This window comes from Brevibacillus sp. NL20B1 (genome assembly GCF_018195675.1).
In the GTDB taxonomy this organism is placed as follows: Bacteria; Bacillota; Bacilli; order Brevibacillales; family Brevibacillaceae; genus Brevibacillus; species Brevibacillus aydinogluensis.
In genome coordinates this window covers 59670-76180 of sequence record NZ_JAGTPT010000021.1, presented here as the reverse complement: position 1 = coordinate 76180, position 16511 = coordinate 59670, and the positions used below count along the sequence as shown (strand labels likewise).

The window sequence follows — 16511 nt, the reverse complement described above, 5'->3', positions numbered from 1 at the left end:
ATGCCAAAGTGCCTGATTATCAAGACATCTATGTCCACGATATGTTTTCGATGACGAATTACATACTCGGTAATGAGGACGATTGCAGCGAGTATCGAAAGTTTGTATTGGGAGCAGGCGGCAAGTATCATTCGTACACTTATAATTTAGTCGAATACTCGCCAGATGTCGTGAATGTGCGGCAGATCCCCGTCTTGCCCGAAGCGAGGGCCAAACAGCTTCGCAAACAGTACATCGAAACATATTTCGATGTGGACAGCGACCAAATTCGCAGGTTTCTCTATAAAAGATATGAAGCAATACACACTGGATTACCTTGGCACAGTGGATACCTTTGGGAGTTTCTGAGTGAAGTGGCTCTTGACAACATGCAGGGGATGAGCCTGGAAGACGCGACCAATTATTTGAAGAGCAAACAAGAGCTGCTGTTTTTCTGGGATGCAACAAGCCCGTTAGGGAGAGAGTTTGCATCCGGCAAAGTGTTTACGATGGATGCCGAAAAATTGATGAAATCGTACACGCGCTTCACTTTTGATATGTACCTGTTTGACTCTACGCTGGACTGGACGATTGTTTTTGCGCACGAAGAAATTAGCGATGAACCTAGCGATTGCTATCTGATCTATCGGAGTGATATTGAGAAAAAGAGCTGAATGAAAGGGGCTGTCCCGTGAAAAATGGCAGGGGAACAGCCTTTTGCATTGTAAATGGCAGGGAAATGAGGAGAAGTATGTTGACAATTGATCCCCCCTCTGCAAAAAAGTAAGAATACGACCCCGCCATACTGCACAGGAATTGGCCTTTCGACTCATATGGTTTTGGATTGCAGTTCATGTATGATGAAGTTATGGCGTGTTTTGGAAAAAAGCAGGTCAAAAGAAACAGAAAACGGATGAGGGGTCGCAACATGCAGGGGAAAAACAAACGTCTATACCTTGGAATCGCACTGCTGGCTGTCATTGTGTTGGGCTTTTGGAGCTATCGGTTGCTGGGGCCTATTGCACTGGCCGAAGGATACATGTACGAAGACAACAGCCGGATGGTGTACGCGAAGGCAACAGCAGAAAATGACCAGGTCAATGTTGAAGTAACCTTGACCAAGCTGCTCGTCGAGGATACGATTCCGCGCTTGCAGACCGAGACAAGCGTCTGGACGGGCACGATGGAAAACAATACGCTTACGCTTCAAGAAAAGACGACGAGCCAAAAACTCCAGGCCAAGCTGAGAAGAGACGGACTGCTGTTCCAGGGGCCGCTTGCGCAAGGCGAGCCGGCAGAAATCTTGCTCGCGGCCAGCAACAAGCAGGCGTACGACGACAAGCTGGCGGCGTGGACGAAGAACGTCGAGCAGGAAGCTGCACAGAAGAAAAAAGAAGTGGAGGAGCAGCGGGCCAAGGAAGCAGCGCGCGTCGAGTTCGCCAAAAAGGTCGAGCGGACGGAGAGGCTTACGGCCGATATGCTGGAGAGCGCCCAATATTTGCAGGAGATCCAGTTCGCAGAGGAGCTGCAGTTTTCCAAAGATCAGGTCGTCGAGCTGCAAGGACTTTTGGACGAGCTGACTGCATATGCGAAACAGCCTGGTCTGAGCAAAACGGACTACGACGTGATGGCCGGGACGCTTAACAACATGAAGGTGCTGGTCGACGGGATCAATGCCATGGACGGCACGATCGAGCAAAAGAAAAAGCGCATGCAAGACATAATTGCCGTGCTGGAGACGGATATGAAAGACGCGCAGGCGGTGTGGGAGGAAATCAAGGCGAGCGTGACAGATATAGAGAAGCGGGAGAAAGCGTTGACGGAAGCGGTCAAGGCAGGCTCCGATGCGATCGCGCAGGCAAATGAGCGGCTCAGTGCACTGGGAAATGAGCAGGCTGGCGTCAAAGCCTCCGCAGACAAGCTCTACCGGCAGGCGGCAGCCGTGCTCGAACAGACGAGGGCCAAGTACGGCTTCTAGTACAGATAGTCGAATGGAAAAAAGCTCAGCTTTCCGACGGCTCGATGCAGCGGAAGGCTGGGCTTTTTTGCAAACTAGAGTCAACCAGACGATAATCCGGTAAAAAGCAAACTGTGATTTTGTTATTTTCAGATCGGTTTTGTTGTATTATCCTTAAACGTATACATTCGCCTTTGTAGCTTGATCGGGAGGTTTTTTATGAGAGTCTATGAAAGTATTACAGAGCTGATCGGAAATACGCCTCTCGTTCGCCTGAACCGGATCGTCCCGGAAGGAGCGGCAGAGGTTTGGGTGAAGCTGGAAAAATTTAACCCGTCCGGAAGCGTCAAGGACCGCGCGGCGTACAATATGATCGCGGCCGCGGAGGCGGAAGGACTGATTCGGCCGGGGGACACGATCATCGAGCCGACCAGCGGCAACACGGGGATCGGCCTGGCGATGAACGCTGCGGCCAAAGGATACCGGGCGATACTGGTCATGCCGGACAACATGTCCAAGGAGCGGATCAACCTGTTGAAGGCGTATGGCGCCGAGGTGGTGCTGACGCCGAGCGAGCAGCGCATGCCGGGGGCGATCACCAAGGCGCTGGAGCTGCAAAAGGAGATTCCGGGCAGCTTCATCCCGCAGCAGTTTGAAAACAAGGCGAACCCCGATATCCACCGGGTCACGACTGCCCGCGAAATTTTAGAGCAGACGAACGGACAGCTCGATGCCTTTGTCGCAACCGCGGGCACAGGCGGAACGATCACGGGGACGGGCGAAGCCTTGCGCGAGCAGCTGCCGGAGCTGTACATCGCTGTCGTCGAGCCAAAAGGCTCCCCCGTCCTGTCCGGCGGCAAGCCTGGACCGCACAAGCTGGTGGGGACCAGTCCGGGCTTCATCCCGCGCATTTTGAATACGGACATCTACAATGAGATCATCCAGATTGCAGACGAGGACGCGCTGGACTGCATGCGCAAGCTCGCCGCGCTGGAGGGGATTTTGGTAGGCCCGTCGTCGGGAGCATCGGTGTACGCCGCCATCACGATTGCCAAACGGCTTGGAGCAGGCAAGAGGGTCGTCTGCATCGCGCCGGATACGGGCGAACGGTATCTGAGCATGAACTTTTTTGAATAAGGGGCATGTTAATGAGGCCGTCCTGTAGGGGACGGCTCATTAACATGTTAGAGAGTTTCGACGGAATCTTGCAAAAGTTGCACGATCTGATGGGGAAAAGAATCGTGCTTTACCCCAAGAAAACGGTTACTTATAATGAGACTCAACCAACGCTGACAAGATTCGACGGGAAGGGGGAGGTAAGGTGCAGTTGACCTCGCGTTCCCGCGCGCTCCTGAAAGTGCTGCTGGACAGCACACGGCCGATGAAAATCCGGGAAGCGGCGCGCGATTTTCGCGTCAGCGAGCGGACGATCAAGTACGATCTGGAAGCGATCCGCACGTGGTTGAAGGAGCGCCACGTCACCCTGCACTCCCAGCCGAACAAGGGCATCTGGATCAGCGAAAACGAGGAAAAGCGGGCCCGCCTGCGCCGGCACCTGGAGGGATGGGGTCGGAGCGATTGGGTCCTGCATCAGAAGGAACGGGCCAAGCACCTGGCGCTCATGCTGCTGCTCGCCGACGGGTACGTGCGGCTGAACGATCTGGCGGACCGGATGGCGGTCAGCCGCAATACGGTGATATCCGACCTCAGAGAAGCGGAGAGCTTTCTCGCAGGGTGGGGGCTGGAGTTGATCAGCAGGCCGCGCTATGGAGTCAGAATATTCGGAGAAGAGCGGTCGGTGCGCTTTGCCCTGGAGTGTCTCCTGCACGATCTCCTGGAAGGCGACGAGATGTTCCGGCTGGTGCAGCGGGTACAGGGAGGCGCGGCGGACATCGCTGCTGCTGCCGATGAAGCAGGCCCCCTCGTGGAACAGCGGCTGCTCGGCGAAGAGGAGATTCGCCTGATCGATCAGGCGGTGCGGGAGCTGATGGCGCAGTTGTCGTTTGCCGTGACGGACCGGACGCTGATCAGCCTGCACATCCGGCTGTGCATACTCGTGCACAGGGTACAAAAGGGGAAAGTCCTGACTGCCGATGAAACAACCATTCAAACCGCGCAAGGATGGAGCGGCTACCCCTTGTTCGCGCAGACGGCCAACCGGCTGTTTGCTGCCTTGCGACTGATGGTCACACCCGACGAGCTGGCGTACGGCTGCCTCCCCCTGCTGGGGGTGGATTACCCCTTGACGGCTGTGCACGGCAGCAGCCCGGCTCCCGACATCTACGACGTCACCATCCGGCTGACGGAAGCGGTCAGCCAGGCGATGCAGGTGCCGTTTGACGACGATCCCGAGCTGCACGAGCACCTGTTTGCCCACCTGACTGACAGGATCATGCGCTACCTGCAGGGGGTGCTGTACCCCAATCCCCTAACCAGCGAAATCTGCCGCTCGTATCCGCGGATGTTCGCCGCGGTCAAGCGGGCATGCCAGGACGTGCTCTGGCCGAGCGGCATCTGTCTGCTCGACGCGGACATCGCTTATATCGTGCTGCACTTTCAGGCCGCCTGGGACCGCTGGATGGAGCAGAAAAAGGTGAATGTGCTGGTCGTGTGCGGTACTGGACGGGGCACGGCCCGGTTCCTGAAAACCCAGTTGGAGGCGGAACTGAAAGGGCTGCGCGTCGTCGGCCTGTGCGGCAGTCTGGAGGTGGAGAAATACCTGGCCAGCCGCAAAGTGGACCTGATCGTCAGCGTTCTGCCGGTCAAGGCGGACGTGCCGGTTGTCGTCGTCAACGCTCTGCCCACCCGGCACGATCTCGAAAAAATTCACGACTGTCTGCAAACGATCTCCGCACAACCGTCGGCCGATTCGGCTGCGTCCGGAAGTGGCGGAGGGCCGCGGCGAAGCGATCTCTGCGCCGACCTTCACGAGCGTGACCTGCCGGTGGTGGAGCGGCTGTCGCAGGACGTGATCTACAAGGGATTCGAGCTGAGCCAAGCGATTACCGCGGCGTTTCGCGAACACTTGACCGAACAGGCGGCAAGCGGTCTGATGCTCCACATCATGCTAATGGTCAACCGCTTGACGTTTGGCTCCTCCTACGTGGAGTGGCAGACGGAAGGGGAGCCGGAGGGAGAAGACTATGCCGCATGGCGCAAAACGCTGAAAACGCTCGTGGAAAACGCCGGGCTTGCGGTGCCGGAGAGCGAGATAACGGCAATCATGCGATATTTTTCAGGGAAAGGGGTGACAGATAGTGACAATTGATTTGCTCATCCAGGGCGGGCGGGTGATCGATCCCTCCCAGTCGATCAACGGACGGTATGACATTGCCATCAGCGGCGGGAGGATCGCGGCGCTGGCGGAGCCGGGACGGCTGCCGGCGCAATTGGGCGGCGCCAGGAAGACGCTGGATGCCTCGGGGACCATCGTGACGCCAGGACTGATCGACCTGCATGCCCATGTATTTCCGGGGCGGACGCCGCTCGGCATCGAGGCCGACCGCGTAGGGATCGAACAGAGCGTTACCACGCTGGTGGACGCGGGCAGCGCCGGAGCCCGCACGTTCGCAACCTTCCTGGACGAAGCTGTCAAACCGGCCGGGACCCGCGTGCTTGCGTTTCTCAACATTGCCGGCGAAGGATTGTGCGGCGGGCTGTCCGAGCTGGCGGACATGGACCGGCTCACGCCGCGGGAAGCGGTGGCGCTCATCCGGGAGCAGCCGCTGATCCGCGGTATCAAGGCGAGAATGAGTGCGTCGGTCGTCAGGGAAAACGGCATCAAGCCGCTGCTCGTCGCTAAGGAAGCGGCCCGGGAAGCGGGCTGTCCGCTTATGGTGCACATCGGAAACGCACCGCCGGCACTGTCGGAGATTTTGCGCGTGCTGGATGCCGGCGACGTGGTGACCCACGCGTTTCACGGAAAAGCGGGCGGCATCCTGGACGAACGGGGCCGGCTGATTCCGGAAGCGGAAAAGGCACTGGCGCGCGGCGTGCTGTTTGACGTGGGGCACGGCACGTCCAGTTTCAGCTTCCGCACCATGCGGCAGGCGCGGGCGCTCGGCCTGGCGCCGCATACGATCAGCACCGACATTTACCGGCAGAACGCGGCGGGACCGGTACACAGCCTGACGACCACGATGACGAAGTTTGTGGCGCTCGGCTATTCGCTGGAGGAGGTGATCGCCGCTTGTACGGCAGCGCCTGCCGCCGTTTTGCGAATGACGGATGAAATCGGGACGCTGCGGCCGGGTGCAGTGGCCGATCTGAGTGTGCTGGAGCTGACAAACGTCCCCGTCGTACTGACAGACTCGGAACGAGAGCAGCTCACGGCGGAGGAGTCGGTTACAGCAAGGCTGACGATTAAAGCAGGAAAGGTACTGACATGCAGATGATCAAGGCAATAGTGCAGGAAGTGGCGGAACAGTTGGAAGCTAACTTATCTGAAATTTCTGAATTAAATAACCTGATGGCAGCAGCTCTTGACGAGACGACCCGTTTGGGATTAACAGTCTCCCGTGACAGATGGCTGGCGATGGGCGTGCACATGCTGGGATTTTTGCGGCGGATGCGAAGCGGAGAGACGCTTCCGCCCGTGGAGAAGGAGCTGTATGCGGAGATCCCGCCCGAGATGCTGCATCTCGCCGGACGCGTGCTCGCCGCCGCCGGATCAGCACGGGAAGCCGGGGATGCGGAAGTGTTTTTAATGGCCGTCCATTTTGAAGCGGCACGGGCGCTGCAGCAGGAACAACCGTAGCAATGGAGGAGGGTATGCGAATGGCAAAGGTAAAAGTGGTGATTGGCGACCGGTTGGGCAAGGGCCACAATGTGGCAAAAGGCGTGGAAGCGGCGGGGGGCTTGGCGATCCTGATACCCGGCGTCGGCGCGGACATGAAAGTGGGGGACGTGATGTACCGGGAAAACGCTGATTTCGGCCTGTCGTTTTGCGGCAGCGGAGGCGCAGGGGCGCTGACCGCGAAGACGAAGTACGGCTACCCGGTCGAATACGGTCTCAGGTCTGTGGAAGCGGGCATTACCGCGCTTCAAAACGGCAGCAAGGTGATCGGATTCGGGTTTATGGACACGGAAGAGCTGGGCAAACGGTTGACCGAAGCATTCATCAAACTGGCGGGGAGGTAGCCTATGTACACGGAAGTGACTCGCACGCTGAGACTGACGGGGAGCGCGGAGACCAAAGAAGGGGCGTTCAACAGGATTTTCGCCCAGATCAAGCACGCGATCGCGCGGGAGACGTCCGATCTGGTGGTGCGGATTGAACCGCTCGCGGTCGAGGTGGTGTCCGCGACGGAGACGTCATACCGGGAGCGGCTGTTTGGCCTCTTTTTTCCGCGCACCCGCACGCGATACGAGATTACCGCAGACGTAAGCGTCCGGCTGGGACTTGTTCGGCTGCAGGAGATTCCGTTCCGGCAGCAAAGCGAGCAGCCGACCGGCGTGAAGCAGCTGCTCGGCCAGCGATAGAAAGAAATAGGGGGAACGTTCATGGTGACATGGATGATTGCGTTGAAATCGATGGTAATCGGCGCACTGGTCGGCTTCGGCGTGGGAGCGGGGGCGGCCCGGATGTTTCACGCACCGAACGTGCAGGGAATGGGGGCGTTTCGCACTTTTGGTGAACTGAACGCCTGCGCCGGTGACCCGATCTCCCACTTTTCGTTCGGATTGGGCTTCTTCTTCAATTCCTGGGCGTCCGTGGTCGGGGCCGGCGCGCTGACCCAGGATGTGGACCACCGGATTTTGCCCAACTGGACGGCAGCCCTTCTGCTGTGGAAAAACAAAAACGTGGAGGAGACTTTGCACGACCCGAAAAAAATGGCGATCGTCGGGGCAGTCGTCGGTGCAGTCGTCGTGACGCTGCTCAATTCGACAGCGACGGCCATTCCCCAGTCGATGCAGCTGGTGGCGACGAAAGTCCTGGTTCCGGCCGCCAACTGGCTGATCAATCCAATCATGCCGATCGTCTTCTGGATGGCTGCGATGGATGCGGGAAAACGAACCGGCGTCTGGGGCACCGTTCTCGGCGGGTTTTCCCACCTGGTCATGGGCAACGCCGTACCGGGCATTGTGCTCGGCATCCTGATCGGCAAAGGCTTGGACGACAGCGGATGGAACCGGATTACCAAAACCCTGGTGACGGCCGTGGTGCTGCTGTTTATCCTGAGCGGGTTCTTCCGCGCATTTGACGTGGCGCTGTTAAAGAGCATCCAGGTGGACGTTCCGCAGTGGCTGATTGATCTGCATGAGATGTTTGGATCGGTGGTGAACAAGTGATGAATGAAGGTCAGACAAAAGGTTTCTGGTATTCCGAGTGGGCGTTTCCGCTCTTCGTCGCGTGCCTGTCTTCCGGGATTTTTGCCGGGACTCATCTGTATTATGTGTATCACGTTGGAGCTTTCAACGACATCGCCATCGTCGCCATGCTGGAAGCTGGGATAAAAGGCGGCGGGTATGGAGCGGCAGCTGCGTTTGGCGCCAGCTTCCTGTTTGCCCGCGTCCTGGAAGGGCCGCTGGTCGGCATCTTGGACATCGGCGGTTCGCTGCAGACGGGCATTGGCATCGGCGTTCCGGCGCTGATGCTCAGCGCGGGCATGACGGCCCCGCTGCTTTCGTTCCCGCTGGCACTGGTAACGGGAGCGCTGCTGGGACTGATCATCGGCGCGGTGATCGTCCTGATCCGCACGTTTACGATCAACGCGGCCAAGTCCACGTTTGGCGCTGACGTGATGATGGGAGCGGGCAACGCAGCCGGACGCTATCTCGGTCCGCTGATCGTCATTTCTGCGATCATGGCGTCCATACCGGTTGGCATCGGTGCCACCATCGGGGCAGCCGTTTTCTACTACTTCAAAAAACCGATTGCCGGCGGGGCGATCATCGGCGCGATGATTTTGGGAGCGATGTTCCCCATCCCGCCGCAGTGACGCCTTTGGCCCAACACACCGGGAAGGAGGATGCTGCAACCAAATGGGCATCTACCAATCATACGGTCTTAGACAGGTAATCAACGCCAGCGGCAAAATGACGGCGCTCGGAGCCAGCGCCGTCCATCCCGCTGTCGCCCAGGCGATGGGCGAGGCAGCCATGGACTACGCGGAGATCGCCGAGCTGTTGAAAGCGGCCGGCAAAAAAATCGCCGATGTGACGGGAGCAGAAGACGGGTGTCCGACATCCGGTGCGGCTGCGGGCATCGCCATTGCCGTCGCCGCCGTCATCGCCGGCCGCAATTTGCGTCTGATCGAACAGCTGCCGGACTCGGAGGGGCTGCGCAACGAGATCGTGATTCAAAAAGGGCATGCCGTCCACTTCGGGGCATCGGTACGGCAGATGATTGCCCTCGGCGGCGGGAAGGTGGTGGAAGCGGGTCACGCCAACCACGTGGAGGAAGCGCACCTGCGCGAAGCGATCGGCGAACGCACGGGGGCGCTGCTGTACGTCAAGTCCCACCACGCCGTGCAGAAAGGGATGCAGCCGCTGGAGACGATGATCGCCCTTGGCAGGGAGTACGGACTTCCCGTTATCGTGGACGCCGCCGCGGAGGAAGACCTCCGGCTGTACATCGCCAAGGGAGCGGATGCGGTCATTTACAGCGGCGGAAAGGCAATCGGTGGGCCCACCTCCGGGTTTGTCTGCGGCAAAGCCGAACTGATGGAAGCCTGCCGCGCCCAGTACAAAGGCATCGGCCGGGCGATGAAGGTAGGTAAGGAGGCGATCGTTGGCCTGCTGGCAGCTCTTGAGCGGTACGAATTGGCCAGCAAGGACGCCGGAGAGCAGCTTCAGCTGGTCGAACGGCTCGTCGCGGCAATCAACGAACTGCCGGGACTCCATGCCGCCGTGGTGCAGGACGAAGCGGGGCGCGCCATCTACCGTGCGCAGGTAAAAGTGGACGAGCGGACGGCAGGGATGACAGCCCATGAGCTGATTCGCCTCCTGGAAGCGGGCGACCCGGCCATTTTCACCCGCAATCACTACGCCAACACGGGCGTGATTGCCTTTGACCCGAGACCGCTGCGCCCCGGACAGGAAGTGATCATTGCAGCCCGCCTCCGGGAGATTTGGAGCAACAGAAAGTGAGGGAGCACCCATGTCAACGAACAAGCCAACCATCCGACTCAATGTTCTTGCCAAACACGTGGAAAACGCTAGGGAGATTTTGGAAGCAGCCGAGGGCCGGGTGCTTATCGGCGTGATGGTAAAAGCGTACCCTGACGTTGATGCCGCCGCTGCCGCCGTAGAGTCGTTCCAGCGCGCCGGCGTGCCCGTTTCCGTGGGTTTGGGGGCCGGCGACCCGACCCAGTGGAACAAGGTGGCTGAGGTGGCCGCACGGACAAAACCGGCCCATGTCAACCAGGTGTTTCCCGCCGCCGGCTACACACTGGGCTGCCTGCAGCAGGCAGGGAGCAGCGATACAATTGTCAACGCGCTGATCGCCCCCAGTGGCACACCGGGCCGGGTCATCATATCGACCGGCCCCGTAAGTGGGACCTGGCAGGAGACCGTCTCCTGCGAGGCGGCTGCGGCGATGCTGGCGGAGATCGGCGTGCATTCAGTCAAATTTTACCCGGTGAACGGATGCCAACGCCTCGACGAACTGCGGGCGATGGCTCGCGCGGCAGTGCGCTGCGGTCTGTCCGTATTCGAACCGACCGGAGGCATCGACGCATCCTCCATCCGGCGTGTGGTGGAAACCTGCCTGGAGGAGGGGGTCCAACACGTGATTCCGCACATCTATACCTCCATCGTCGACAAGGCGACCGGGCTGACCAGGACGGACCAGGTGAAAGAACTGATCGCCGCCCTGCCGCAGGTGTAACACTTGCAAAGAGAGATTGGGAGTGGAATGTTTCATGTTGGAAAAACAAGTGATTGTCACCCTTCCCCAAGGGCTGCATGCCCGTCCGGCGTCCGCATTTGTGCAAACGGCTTCCGTTTTTGCCAGTGACATCGGTCTGCGCAAAGGCGGGAAGACGGCAAACGGAAAAAGCATCATCAGCATCATGTCGCTGACCGTTGCCCAGGGTGAGCAGGTGACCCTGACCGCTGACGGGCCTGACGAGCAGCGGGCGCTGGAGGCGTTGGAAAAGCTGCTGACGATGGCGGTCGAGCAGCAGCCAGGCGCTCATTCGTAAACGAGATCAGGTAACAGGCAAAGCGTGTCAGCCAGCCAGCTTTCGTTTCGCGGTGCAGGCTGCTTCCTGTTCCCAAAAGCGCCTCGTTTCCGCCACGACGACGCCGGAGAGACCGATCAGGCCGATCAAATTGGGCACAGCCATCAGCCCGTTCATAATGTCAGACAGCGTCCAGACGAGGTCCAGCTTCAGCGTTGCACCGACGCTCACCATCGCCACAAAGACGAGGCGGAAGTAACGGCCGGAATCCTTGCCCGCCAGGTATTCGAAGCACTTTTCGCCGTAGTAGGCCCAGCCGAGAATGGTGGAGTAGGCAAACAGGATGACGGCGACAGCCAGCACGTAGCTGCCGGCCGGGCCAAATACGGTCTGGAATGCGTAGGTCGTCGCCTCCACTCCTGATTTGCCCGTTTCCCATGCGCCAGTCGTCACCAGGGCTAGTCCGGTAATCGTACAGACGATGATGGTGTCGAGAAAGGTGCCTGTCATCGAGACCAGCGCCTGCTTGGCCGGCGTGTCGGTCTTGGCGGCAGCGGCCGCGATCGGAGCGCTGCCCAGCCCCGCCTCATTGGAAAAGACGCCGCGGGCCACTCCTTTTTGAATCGCCATCGCCACCGTGGCCCCCAAAAAGCCGCCCGTGGCCGCCGTCCCGTTGAAGGCCCCTTCGAGAATGATGGATACCGCCTGCGGCACCCGGTCCAGGTGGAACAGGACGACGCAAATGCCAGCGGCGATGTAAAACAGGGCCATGAACGGCACGAGAACACTGGTCACCTGGCCGATCTTGCGCACGCCGCCCAGCACCACGAACGCGGTGAACAGCGCCAGAGCCACGCCGGACGCGAGCGGGGGAACGGCGAAGTTCAAATGCAGCGCGTCCGCCACCGAGTGGGCCTGCACCATGTTGCCGATCCCAAACGAAGCCAGCGTGCCAAACAAGGCAAAGAGCACAGCCAGCCATTTTTGCTTCAATCCCCGTTCGAGGTAGTACATCGGGCCGCCGGAATAGCGGCCGTCCGCTTCGCGAATCCGGTAGGTGACCGCCAAAATGGCTTCGGCATACTTGGTGGCCATGCCGAACAGGGCAGTAACCCACATCCAGAAGATGGCGCCGGGACCACCCGTGGCGACGGCAGTGGCGACACCTGCGATGTTGCCCATCCCGATGGTGGCGGCCAGCGCTGTCATCAGCGCCTGAAAGTGGTTGATATCCCCAGGCGAGCCGCTCTCCTGCCGGCCAAAGGCCAGCCTCAAGGCATACCACAGTTTGCGGAACTGCAATCCTCTCAACCTCACTGTCAGCATTACGCCCGTGCCCACCAGCAGCACCAGCGTGGGCAGTCCCCATACGTAACCGTTGATTACATCCAGCCAATGCAGCAGCTTGTCCATGTCGTTTCCTCCTTGTTTGTCGTACAAATCTGCGTACAAAAGAAAAAACATTTCATCGCGGATGAAATGTTTCTGGAGCGGGCATGGACACGCAAAACGGCCCGTTCATGGGGAATCAGGGGAGCAATAAGCCCCTTGCGCCATTCCGGTCGTTTTGCAGCTGTCGTTCGCTCTGTCCTTTTACCTGAGAGATTCATTCGCATTGCTGCGCGAATTTGCTCCTTCGGTGCCCGTGCCCCTCGCCGATGCGGGTAGGGGGGTCTCTCCAGAGGTTCGTCCCCATTCAGTTTCACTTGTTGCCAAGACCTGAGAGTTTCGGGATGTGCTCCCTTGCCCCGTCGGTAGATCGTTTCCGATCTTTTCCTGAATGGTTCATCCGATCTCGTATGCAATTTGACAGAAAAAATATATAGCTAAATTAAACTTCTGTCAATCTTGTGAAATGTTTCGAACGTGTCCCATATTCCAGGTCTAAGTGACAGCTCCCCGCAATACGTTATAACAATGAACAACACGCTGCCCAAGATGCGCCTAAAAAAGAGACAACCCGTGCGGGACTTCGCTGAAGACCGCAGCTGGCAGCGAGGAGGGATTTGTGCATGCTGCATATCGTCGCCTGTATCAAACAGGTGCCGGACACGAAGGTTATCAAGATGAACCCGAAGACGAACACGATGGACCGATCCAGCGCTCCAGCCATTCTCAACCCGTATGACGCCCACGCCGTGGAAGAGGCGGTCCGGCTGAAGCAGCGCTACGGCGGCACTGTCTCCGTGCTGACAATGGGACCGCCGCCGGCCGTCAAGGCGATCCGCAAGTGCATCGAGATCGGTGCGGACGAGGGCTACATGATTACCGACCGGGCATTCGCCGGGGCGGACACGCTGGCCACCAGCTATGCGCTGACCAAGGCGCTGGAGAAAATCGCCAAGCAGAAGCCGATCGATCTGATCATCTGCGGCAAGATGACGATCGACGGCGACACCGGGCAGGTGGGGCCGGGCATCGCCAGACGGCTCGACATACCGCCGCTGACCAATGTGAAAAAGGTGGTGGAGATCAACAAGGAGAAGGGATACGCCATCGTCCACCGCAAACTGGAGGACGGGTACGAAGTGGTCCAGTCCACGCTGCCTTGTCTGTTCTCCGTGGAAAAGGAGATCAACGAGGTGCCGTACTCTCCGCTTCCCAACATGCTGCGCGCCGCCCGCTACCAGCCCGTCATCTGGTCCGTCAACGACCTGGAGGACGTGGATCGGAGCCTGCTGGGGCTGAAAGGTTCACCCACGATCGTCGCCAAGGTGTGGCCGCCGGAGAAACCCAAGGGGGGCGAAAAGCTGCAGGGCAGCCCGCGCGTGCAGGTGAACCGGCTGATGGAAATCCTGGCGGAGAAGAAGGATTTGTTTCGCGCAAAGGAGGGACGGGCATGAACCTGGAGGAGTACCGCGGGGTCTGGGTGTTTTTGGAACAGCAGGACGGCCGGATCGCCCCGGTGTCGCTGGAGCTGCTGGGGGCGGGGCGAAAGCTGGCTGACAAGCGGGGTGTGCCTCTTTCCGGCTTGCTGATCGGCGACCAGGTGCGTGAACTGGCGACGGTCGCCTTCCAGTACGGAGCGGACGTCGTCTATCTCTACGATGACCCGATTTTTCACTACTACCGGACCGAGTCCTACATGCGTGCCGTGATCGCATGCGTGCAGAAGCACAAACCGGAAATCCTGCTCTACGGAGCCACGTCGACCGGCAAGGATTTGGCCAGCGCCGTGGCGACCGATCTGGAGACGGGGCTGACCGCCGATACCACGATGCTTGACGTGGATCAAGAAACGGGCCTGCTGGAAGCCAGCCGTCCGGCGTTCGGCGGCAACATCATGGCGACTATCCTGTGCAAAAAGCATCGGCCGCAGATGGCCACCGTCCGGCCCAAGGTGATGAAGGCACTGCCGCCCGATCCCAATCGTACAGGCCAGATTGTGGAGGAGCGGATTCCCCTGCGAGAGGAAGAGATCCGCACCAAAGTGCTGAAGATCGTCCGCGAAACCAGCAGGAGAGTGCGGCTGGACGAGGCGGACATCATCGTCGCCGGCGGCAAGGGGATGGGCAGCAAGGAGGGCTTCCAACTGATCCACCGCTTCGCCGAGGCAATCGGCGCGACGGTCGGGGCCAGCCGGGATGCCGTCGAGGCGGGATGGATCGACCACCAGCATCAGGTGGGGCAGACCGGGGTGACGGTGACGCCGAAAATCTACTTTGCCATTGGCATTTCCGGAGCGATTCAGCACCTGGTCGGGATGCAGAACTCCGGATTGATCATCGCGATCAACAAGGACCCGGACGCGCCGATCTTTCAGGCGTGCCACTACGGCCTCGTCGGTGACGCGTTTGAAATCGTCCCGCTCTTGATCGAGGCGCTTCAGGCGGAATCGGACAAGGAGGTGCAGTATGGCGGAAAAGTTTGATGCAATCGTCGTCGGGGCCGGACCGGCGGGCACGGCGTGCGCCTACACGCTGGCGAAGGCCGGTGTCAACGTCCTGCTTCTGGAGCGGGGCGAATATCCCGGCTCCAAAAACGTCATGGGTGGAGTGCTCTACCGCAAAATGATGGAGGACATCATCCCCGGCTTTTACAAGGAAGCGCCGGTGGAGCGGCCGATCGTGGAGCAGCGCTTCATGATGCTGGATGAACAATCGGCGCTGACATTCAGCTACAAGGGGTTGGAGTGGGCGAAGGAGCCGTACAACAACTTCACCGTGCTGCGCGCCAAGTTTGACCAGTGGTTTGCCGACAAGGCAGTGCAGCAGGGGGCCCTGCTGGTAAACGAAACGGTCGTGCGGGAGTGCATCGTGGAAGACGGCAAGGTGGTGGGAGTACGCACCGACCGGCCGGACGGAGAGGTGTTCGCTGACGTGGTAGTGTTGGCCGACGGGGTGAACTCGCTCTTGGCCAAGTCGCTCGGCTTCCACAAGGAGTTTCGGCCTGACGAAGTGGCCCTTGCTGTCATGGAAGTGCTCAAGCTGGACCGCAAGATCATCGAGGACCGCTTTAATCTGGAAGGGGATCAGGGCTGTACGATCGAAATCTTCGGCGACTCGACCAAAGGCATTCTCGGCACCGCCTGGCTGTACACCAACAAGGACAGCCTCAACATCGGCGTGGGAGCAATGCTGTCCGGTCTGATCAAGCATAAGATCAAACCCTATGCACTGCTGGACTACGTCAAGAATCACCCGATGATCCGCCCCTACATCCAGGGCAGCGAACAGCAGGAGTACCTGGCCCATCTCATCCCGGAGGGCGGCTACCGCTCCATGCCCAAGATCGTCGGTAACGGCGTACTGGTGGTAGGGGACGCAGCCCAACTGGTTAATGCGATCCACCGCGAGGGCTCCAACATGGCGATGACCTCGGGTGTGCTGGCGGCGGAAGCAATCCTGGAGGCCAAAGCGGCGGGAGACTTTTCCGAAAAGACGCTGGATACGTACCGCAAAAGACTGTTGGACAGCTTCATTGGCCAGGACCTGAAAAAGTATCAGGACGCCACGCATCACTTTGAACGTTCTCCCCAGTATTTCGAGCGATATATTCCCATGATGAACCGGGCGGCCAGCCAGATGTTTACCGTGGACGGCAGTTCCAAGTGGGAGAAGCAAAAGAAAATCTGGCGTGATCTGGGCACGGCCAGGGAGAAATGGAAGATGGCCCGCGATCTGATGCAGGCATGGAGGGTGATGAAATGATGAAAGAGCTGCCCGCAGGCCAATCGATCGAGGAAAAGCAGTACCTCGTCCGCTTCAAGGCAGACACCAAGTCACACCTGCACGTGCTGGATGCGGACATCTGTGCCACCAAGTGTCCTGACAAGCTGTGCACGATTTTTTGTCCGGCCGAAGTGTACAAGTGGGAAGGTGTGCGCATGCATGTGGGGTACGAGGGATGTCACGAATGCGGAAGCTGCCGGATTGGCTGTCCGTACGAAAACATCAAGTGGGAATACCCGAAAGGCGGTCACGGGATTATTTTCAGACTGGGGTAATGGA

General features: G+C 59.2%; 17 protein-coding genes, 1 pseudogene and 1 riboswitch. Of the genes and pseudogenes, 17 read left to right on the top strand and 1 reads right to left on the bottom strand.

All coding sequences use genetic code 11. From position 1 onward, the window contains the following. From KDN35_RS14630 to KDN35_RS14570, 13 genes and pseudogenes are all read left to right on the top strand, one after another. A pseudogene (locus KDN35_RS14630) lies at positions 1–653 on the top strand (hypothetical protein); the annotation flags it as partial. A 239-nt stretch (positions 654–892) separates the two neighbouring features. Continuing rightward, positions 893–1957, top strand: coding sequence for a lipocalin/fatty-acid binding family protein (locus KDN35_RS14625; protein WP_249179121.1), 1065 nt, complete (start codon positions 893–895; stop codon positions 1955–1957). A 198-nt stretch (positions 1958–2155) separates the two neighbouring features. Beyond that, complete coding sequence (gene cysK / locus KDN35_RS14620) at positions 2156–3073, top strand: cysteine synthase A (protein WP_212133073.1); 918 nt, start codon at positions 2156–2158, stop codon at positions 3071–3073. A 184-nt stretch (positions 3074–3257) separates the two neighbouring features. Continuing rightward, the gene (locus KDN35_RS14615) at positions 3258–5204 is read left to right on the top strand and encodes a BglG family transcription antiterminator (RefSeq protein ID WP_212133072.1); all 1947 of its coding nucleotides are present in this window, start codon (positions 3258–3260) and stop codon (positions 5202–5204) included. Continuing rightward, entirely contained in the window at positions 5194–6330 is a 1137-nt protein-coding gene (locus KDN35_RS14610; protein WP_212133071.1) for an amidohydrolase/deacetylase family metallohydrolase, read from the top strand. Before KDN35_RS14615 ends, KDN35_RS14610 begins: the two co-directional genes overlap by 11 nt. Continuing rightward, a complete protein-coding gene (locus KDN35_RS14605) occupies positions 6321–6692 on the top strand; it encodes a hypothetical protein (protein WP_171566409.1) in 372 nt (123 codons plus the stop codon). Before KDN35_RS14610 ends, KDN35_RS14605 begins: the two co-directional genes overlap by 10 nt. Before the next feature lie 20 nt (positions 6693–6712). Further along, complete coding sequence (locus KDN35_RS14600) at positions 6713–7075, top strand: SFCGS family glycine-rich protein (RefSeq protein ID WP_171566408.1); 363 nt, start codon at positions 6713–6715, stop codon at positions 7073–7075. Between the two features lie 3 nt (positions 7076–7078). Further along, positions 7079–7417, top strand: coding sequence for a DUF4312 family protein (locus tag KDN35_RS14595; RefSeq protein ID WP_171566407.1), 339 nt, complete (start codon positions 7079–7081; stop codon positions 7415–7417). Positions 7418–7438: 21 nt separating this feature from the next. Continuing rightward, a complete protein-coding gene (locus tag KDN35_RS14590) occupies positions 7439–8227 on the top strand; it encodes a DUF4311 domain-containing protein (RefSeq protein ID WP_212133070.1) in 789 nt (262 codons plus the stop codon). Beyond that, the gene (locus KDN35_RS14585) at positions 8227–8877 is read left to right on the top strand and encodes a DUF4310 family protein (RefSeq protein WP_171566405.1); all 651 of its coding nucleotides are present in this window, start codon (positions 8227–8229) and stop codon (positions 8875–8877) included. The genes KDN35_RS14590 and KDN35_RS14585 overlap by 1 nt, the downstream gene beginning before the upstream one ends. A 43-nt stretch (positions 8878–8920) precedes the next feature. Beyond that, on the top strand, positions 8921–10027 hold the full coding sequence (locus tag KDN35_RS14580; protein WP_212133069.1) for a DgaE family pyridoxal phosphate-dependent ammonia lyase: 1107 nt from the start codon (positions 8921–8923) through the stop codon (positions 10025–10027). 10 nt (positions 10028–10037) lie between these two features. Then, positions 10038–10766, top strand: a complete 729-nt coding sequence (locus tag KDN35_RS14575; protein WP_171566403.1) for a KDGP aldolase — start codon at positions 10038–10040, stop codon at positions 10764–10766. Positions 10767–10800: 34 nt separating this feature from the next. Further along, positions 10801–11082 (top strand): HPr family phosphocarrier protein, encoded by a 282-nt coding sequence (locus KDN35_RS14570; protein ID WP_171566402.1) that lies wholly within the window; start codon positions 10801–10803, stop codon positions 11080–11082. A gap of 27 nt (positions 11083–11109) precedes the next feature. Here KDN35_RS14570 and KDN35_RS14565 read toward each other — a convergent pair whose 3' ends face one another. Further along, on the bottom strand, positions 11110–12474 hold the full coding sequence (locus KDN35_RS14565; protein ID WP_212133068.1) for an alanine/glycine:cation symporter family protein: 1365 nt from the start codon (positions 12472–12474) through the stop codon (positions 11110–11112). A 162-nt stretch (positions 12475–12636) separates the two neighbouring features. Beyond that, positions 12637–12753: riboswitch (glycine riboswitch) on the bottom strand. 320 nt (positions 12754–13073) lie between these two features. Between KDN35_RS14565 and KDN35_RS14560 the strand changes: the two genes are divergently transcribed. The 4 genes from KDN35_RS14560 to KDN35_RS14545 are packed head-to-tail and all read left to right on the top strand — an operon-like array spanning position 13074 to position 16507. After that, positions 13074–13904 carry an electron transfer flavoprotein subunit beta/FixA family protein gene (locus KDN35_RS14560; RefSeq protein WP_171566400.1) on the top strand — a complete coding sequence of 277 codons (831 nt, stop codon included), beginning with the start codon at positions 13074–13076 and terminating at the stop codon, positions 13902–13904. Next, the gene (locus tag KDN35_RS14555; RefSeq protein ID WP_171566399.1) at positions 13901–14932 is read left to right on the top strand and encodes an electron transfer flavoprotein subunit alpha/FixB family protein; all 1032 of its coding nucleotides are present in this window, start codon (positions 13901–13903) and stop codon (positions 14930–14932) included. The genes KDN35_RS14560 and KDN35_RS14555 overlap by 4 nt, the downstream gene beginning before the upstream one ends. Continuing rightward, on the top strand, positions 14916–16211 hold the full coding sequence (locus KDN35_RS14550) for an FAD-dependent oxidoreductase (RefSeq protein ID WP_171566398.1): 1296 nt from the start codon (positions 14916–14918) through the stop codon (positions 16209–16211). Before KDN35_RS14555 ends, KDN35_RS14550 begins: the two co-directional genes overlap by 17 nt. Continuing rightward, entirely contained in the window at positions 16211–16507 is a 297-nt protein-coding gene (locus KDN35_RS14545) for a ferredoxin family protein (RefSeq protein ID WP_212133076.1), read from the top strand. Before KDN35_RS14550 ends, KDN35_RS14545 begins: the two co-directional genes overlap by 1 nt. The last annotated feature ends 4 nt before the right edge of the window (positions 16508–16511 follow it).

Excerpts from the sequence above, each read along its gene's own strand:
- KDN35_RS14625 (WP_249179121.1), top strand. The coding sequence starts at position 893 with ATGAGGGGTCGCAACATGCAGGGGAAAAACAAACGTCTATACCTTGGA.
- cysK (WP_212133073.1), top strand. The coding sequence starts at position 2,156 with ATGAGAGTCTATGAAAGTATTACAGAGCTGATCGGAAATACGCCTCTC.
- KDN35_RS14605 (WP_171566409.1), top strand. The coding sequence starts at position 6,321 with ATGCAGATGATCAAGGCAATAGTGCAGGAAGTGGCGGAACAGTTGGAA.
- KDN35_RS14600 (WP_171566408.1), top strand. The coding sequence starts at position 6,713 with ATGGCAAAGGTAAAAGTGGTGATTGGCGACCGGTTGGGCAAGGGCCAC.
- KDN35_RS14595 (WP_171566407.1), top strand. The coding sequence starts at position 7,079 with ATGTACACGGAAGTGACTCGCACGCTGAGACTGACGGGGAGCGCGGAG.
- KDN35_RS14590 (WP_212133070.1), top strand. The coding sequence starts at position 7,439 with ATGGTGACATGGATGATTGCGTTGAAATCGATGGTAATCGGCGCACTG.
- KDN35_RS14585 (WP_171566405.1), top strand. The coding sequence starts at position 8,227 with ATGAATGAAGGTCAGACAAAAGGTTTCTGGTATTCCGAGTGGGCGTTT.
- KDN35_RS14580 (WP_212133069.1), top strand. The coding sequence starts at position 8,921 with ATGGGCATCTACCAATCATACGGTCTTAGACAGGTAATCAACGCCAGC.
- KDN35_RS14575 (WP_171566403.1), top strand. The coding sequence starts at position 10,038 with ATGTCAACGAACAAGCCAACCATCCGACTCAATGTTCTTGCCAAACAC.
- KDN35_RS14570 (WP_171566402.1), top strand. The coding sequence starts at position 10,801 with ATGTTGGAAAAACAAGTGATTGTCACCCTTCCCCAAGGGCTGCATGCC.
- KDN35_RS14565 (WP_212133068.1), bottom strand. The coding sequence starts at position 12,474 with ATGGACAAGCTGCTGCATTGGCTGGATGTAATCAACGGTTACGTATGG.
- KDN35_RS14560 (WP_171566400.1), top strand. The coding sequence starts at position 13,074 with ATGCTGCATATCGTCGCCTGTATCAAACAGGTGCCGGACACGAAGGTT.
- KDN35_RS14555 (WP_171566399.1), top strand. The coding sequence starts at position 13,901 with ATGAACCTGGAGGAGTACCGCGGGGTCTGGGTGTTTTTGGAACAGCAG.
- KDN35_RS14550 (WP_171566398.1), top strand. The coding sequence starts at position 14,916 with ATGGCGGAAAAGTTTGATGCAATCGTCGTCGGGGCCGGACCGGCGGGC.
- KDN35_RS14545 (WP_212133076.1), top strand. The coding sequence starts at position 16,211 with ATGAAAGAGCTGCCCGCAGGCCAATCGATCGAGGAAAAGCAGTACCTC.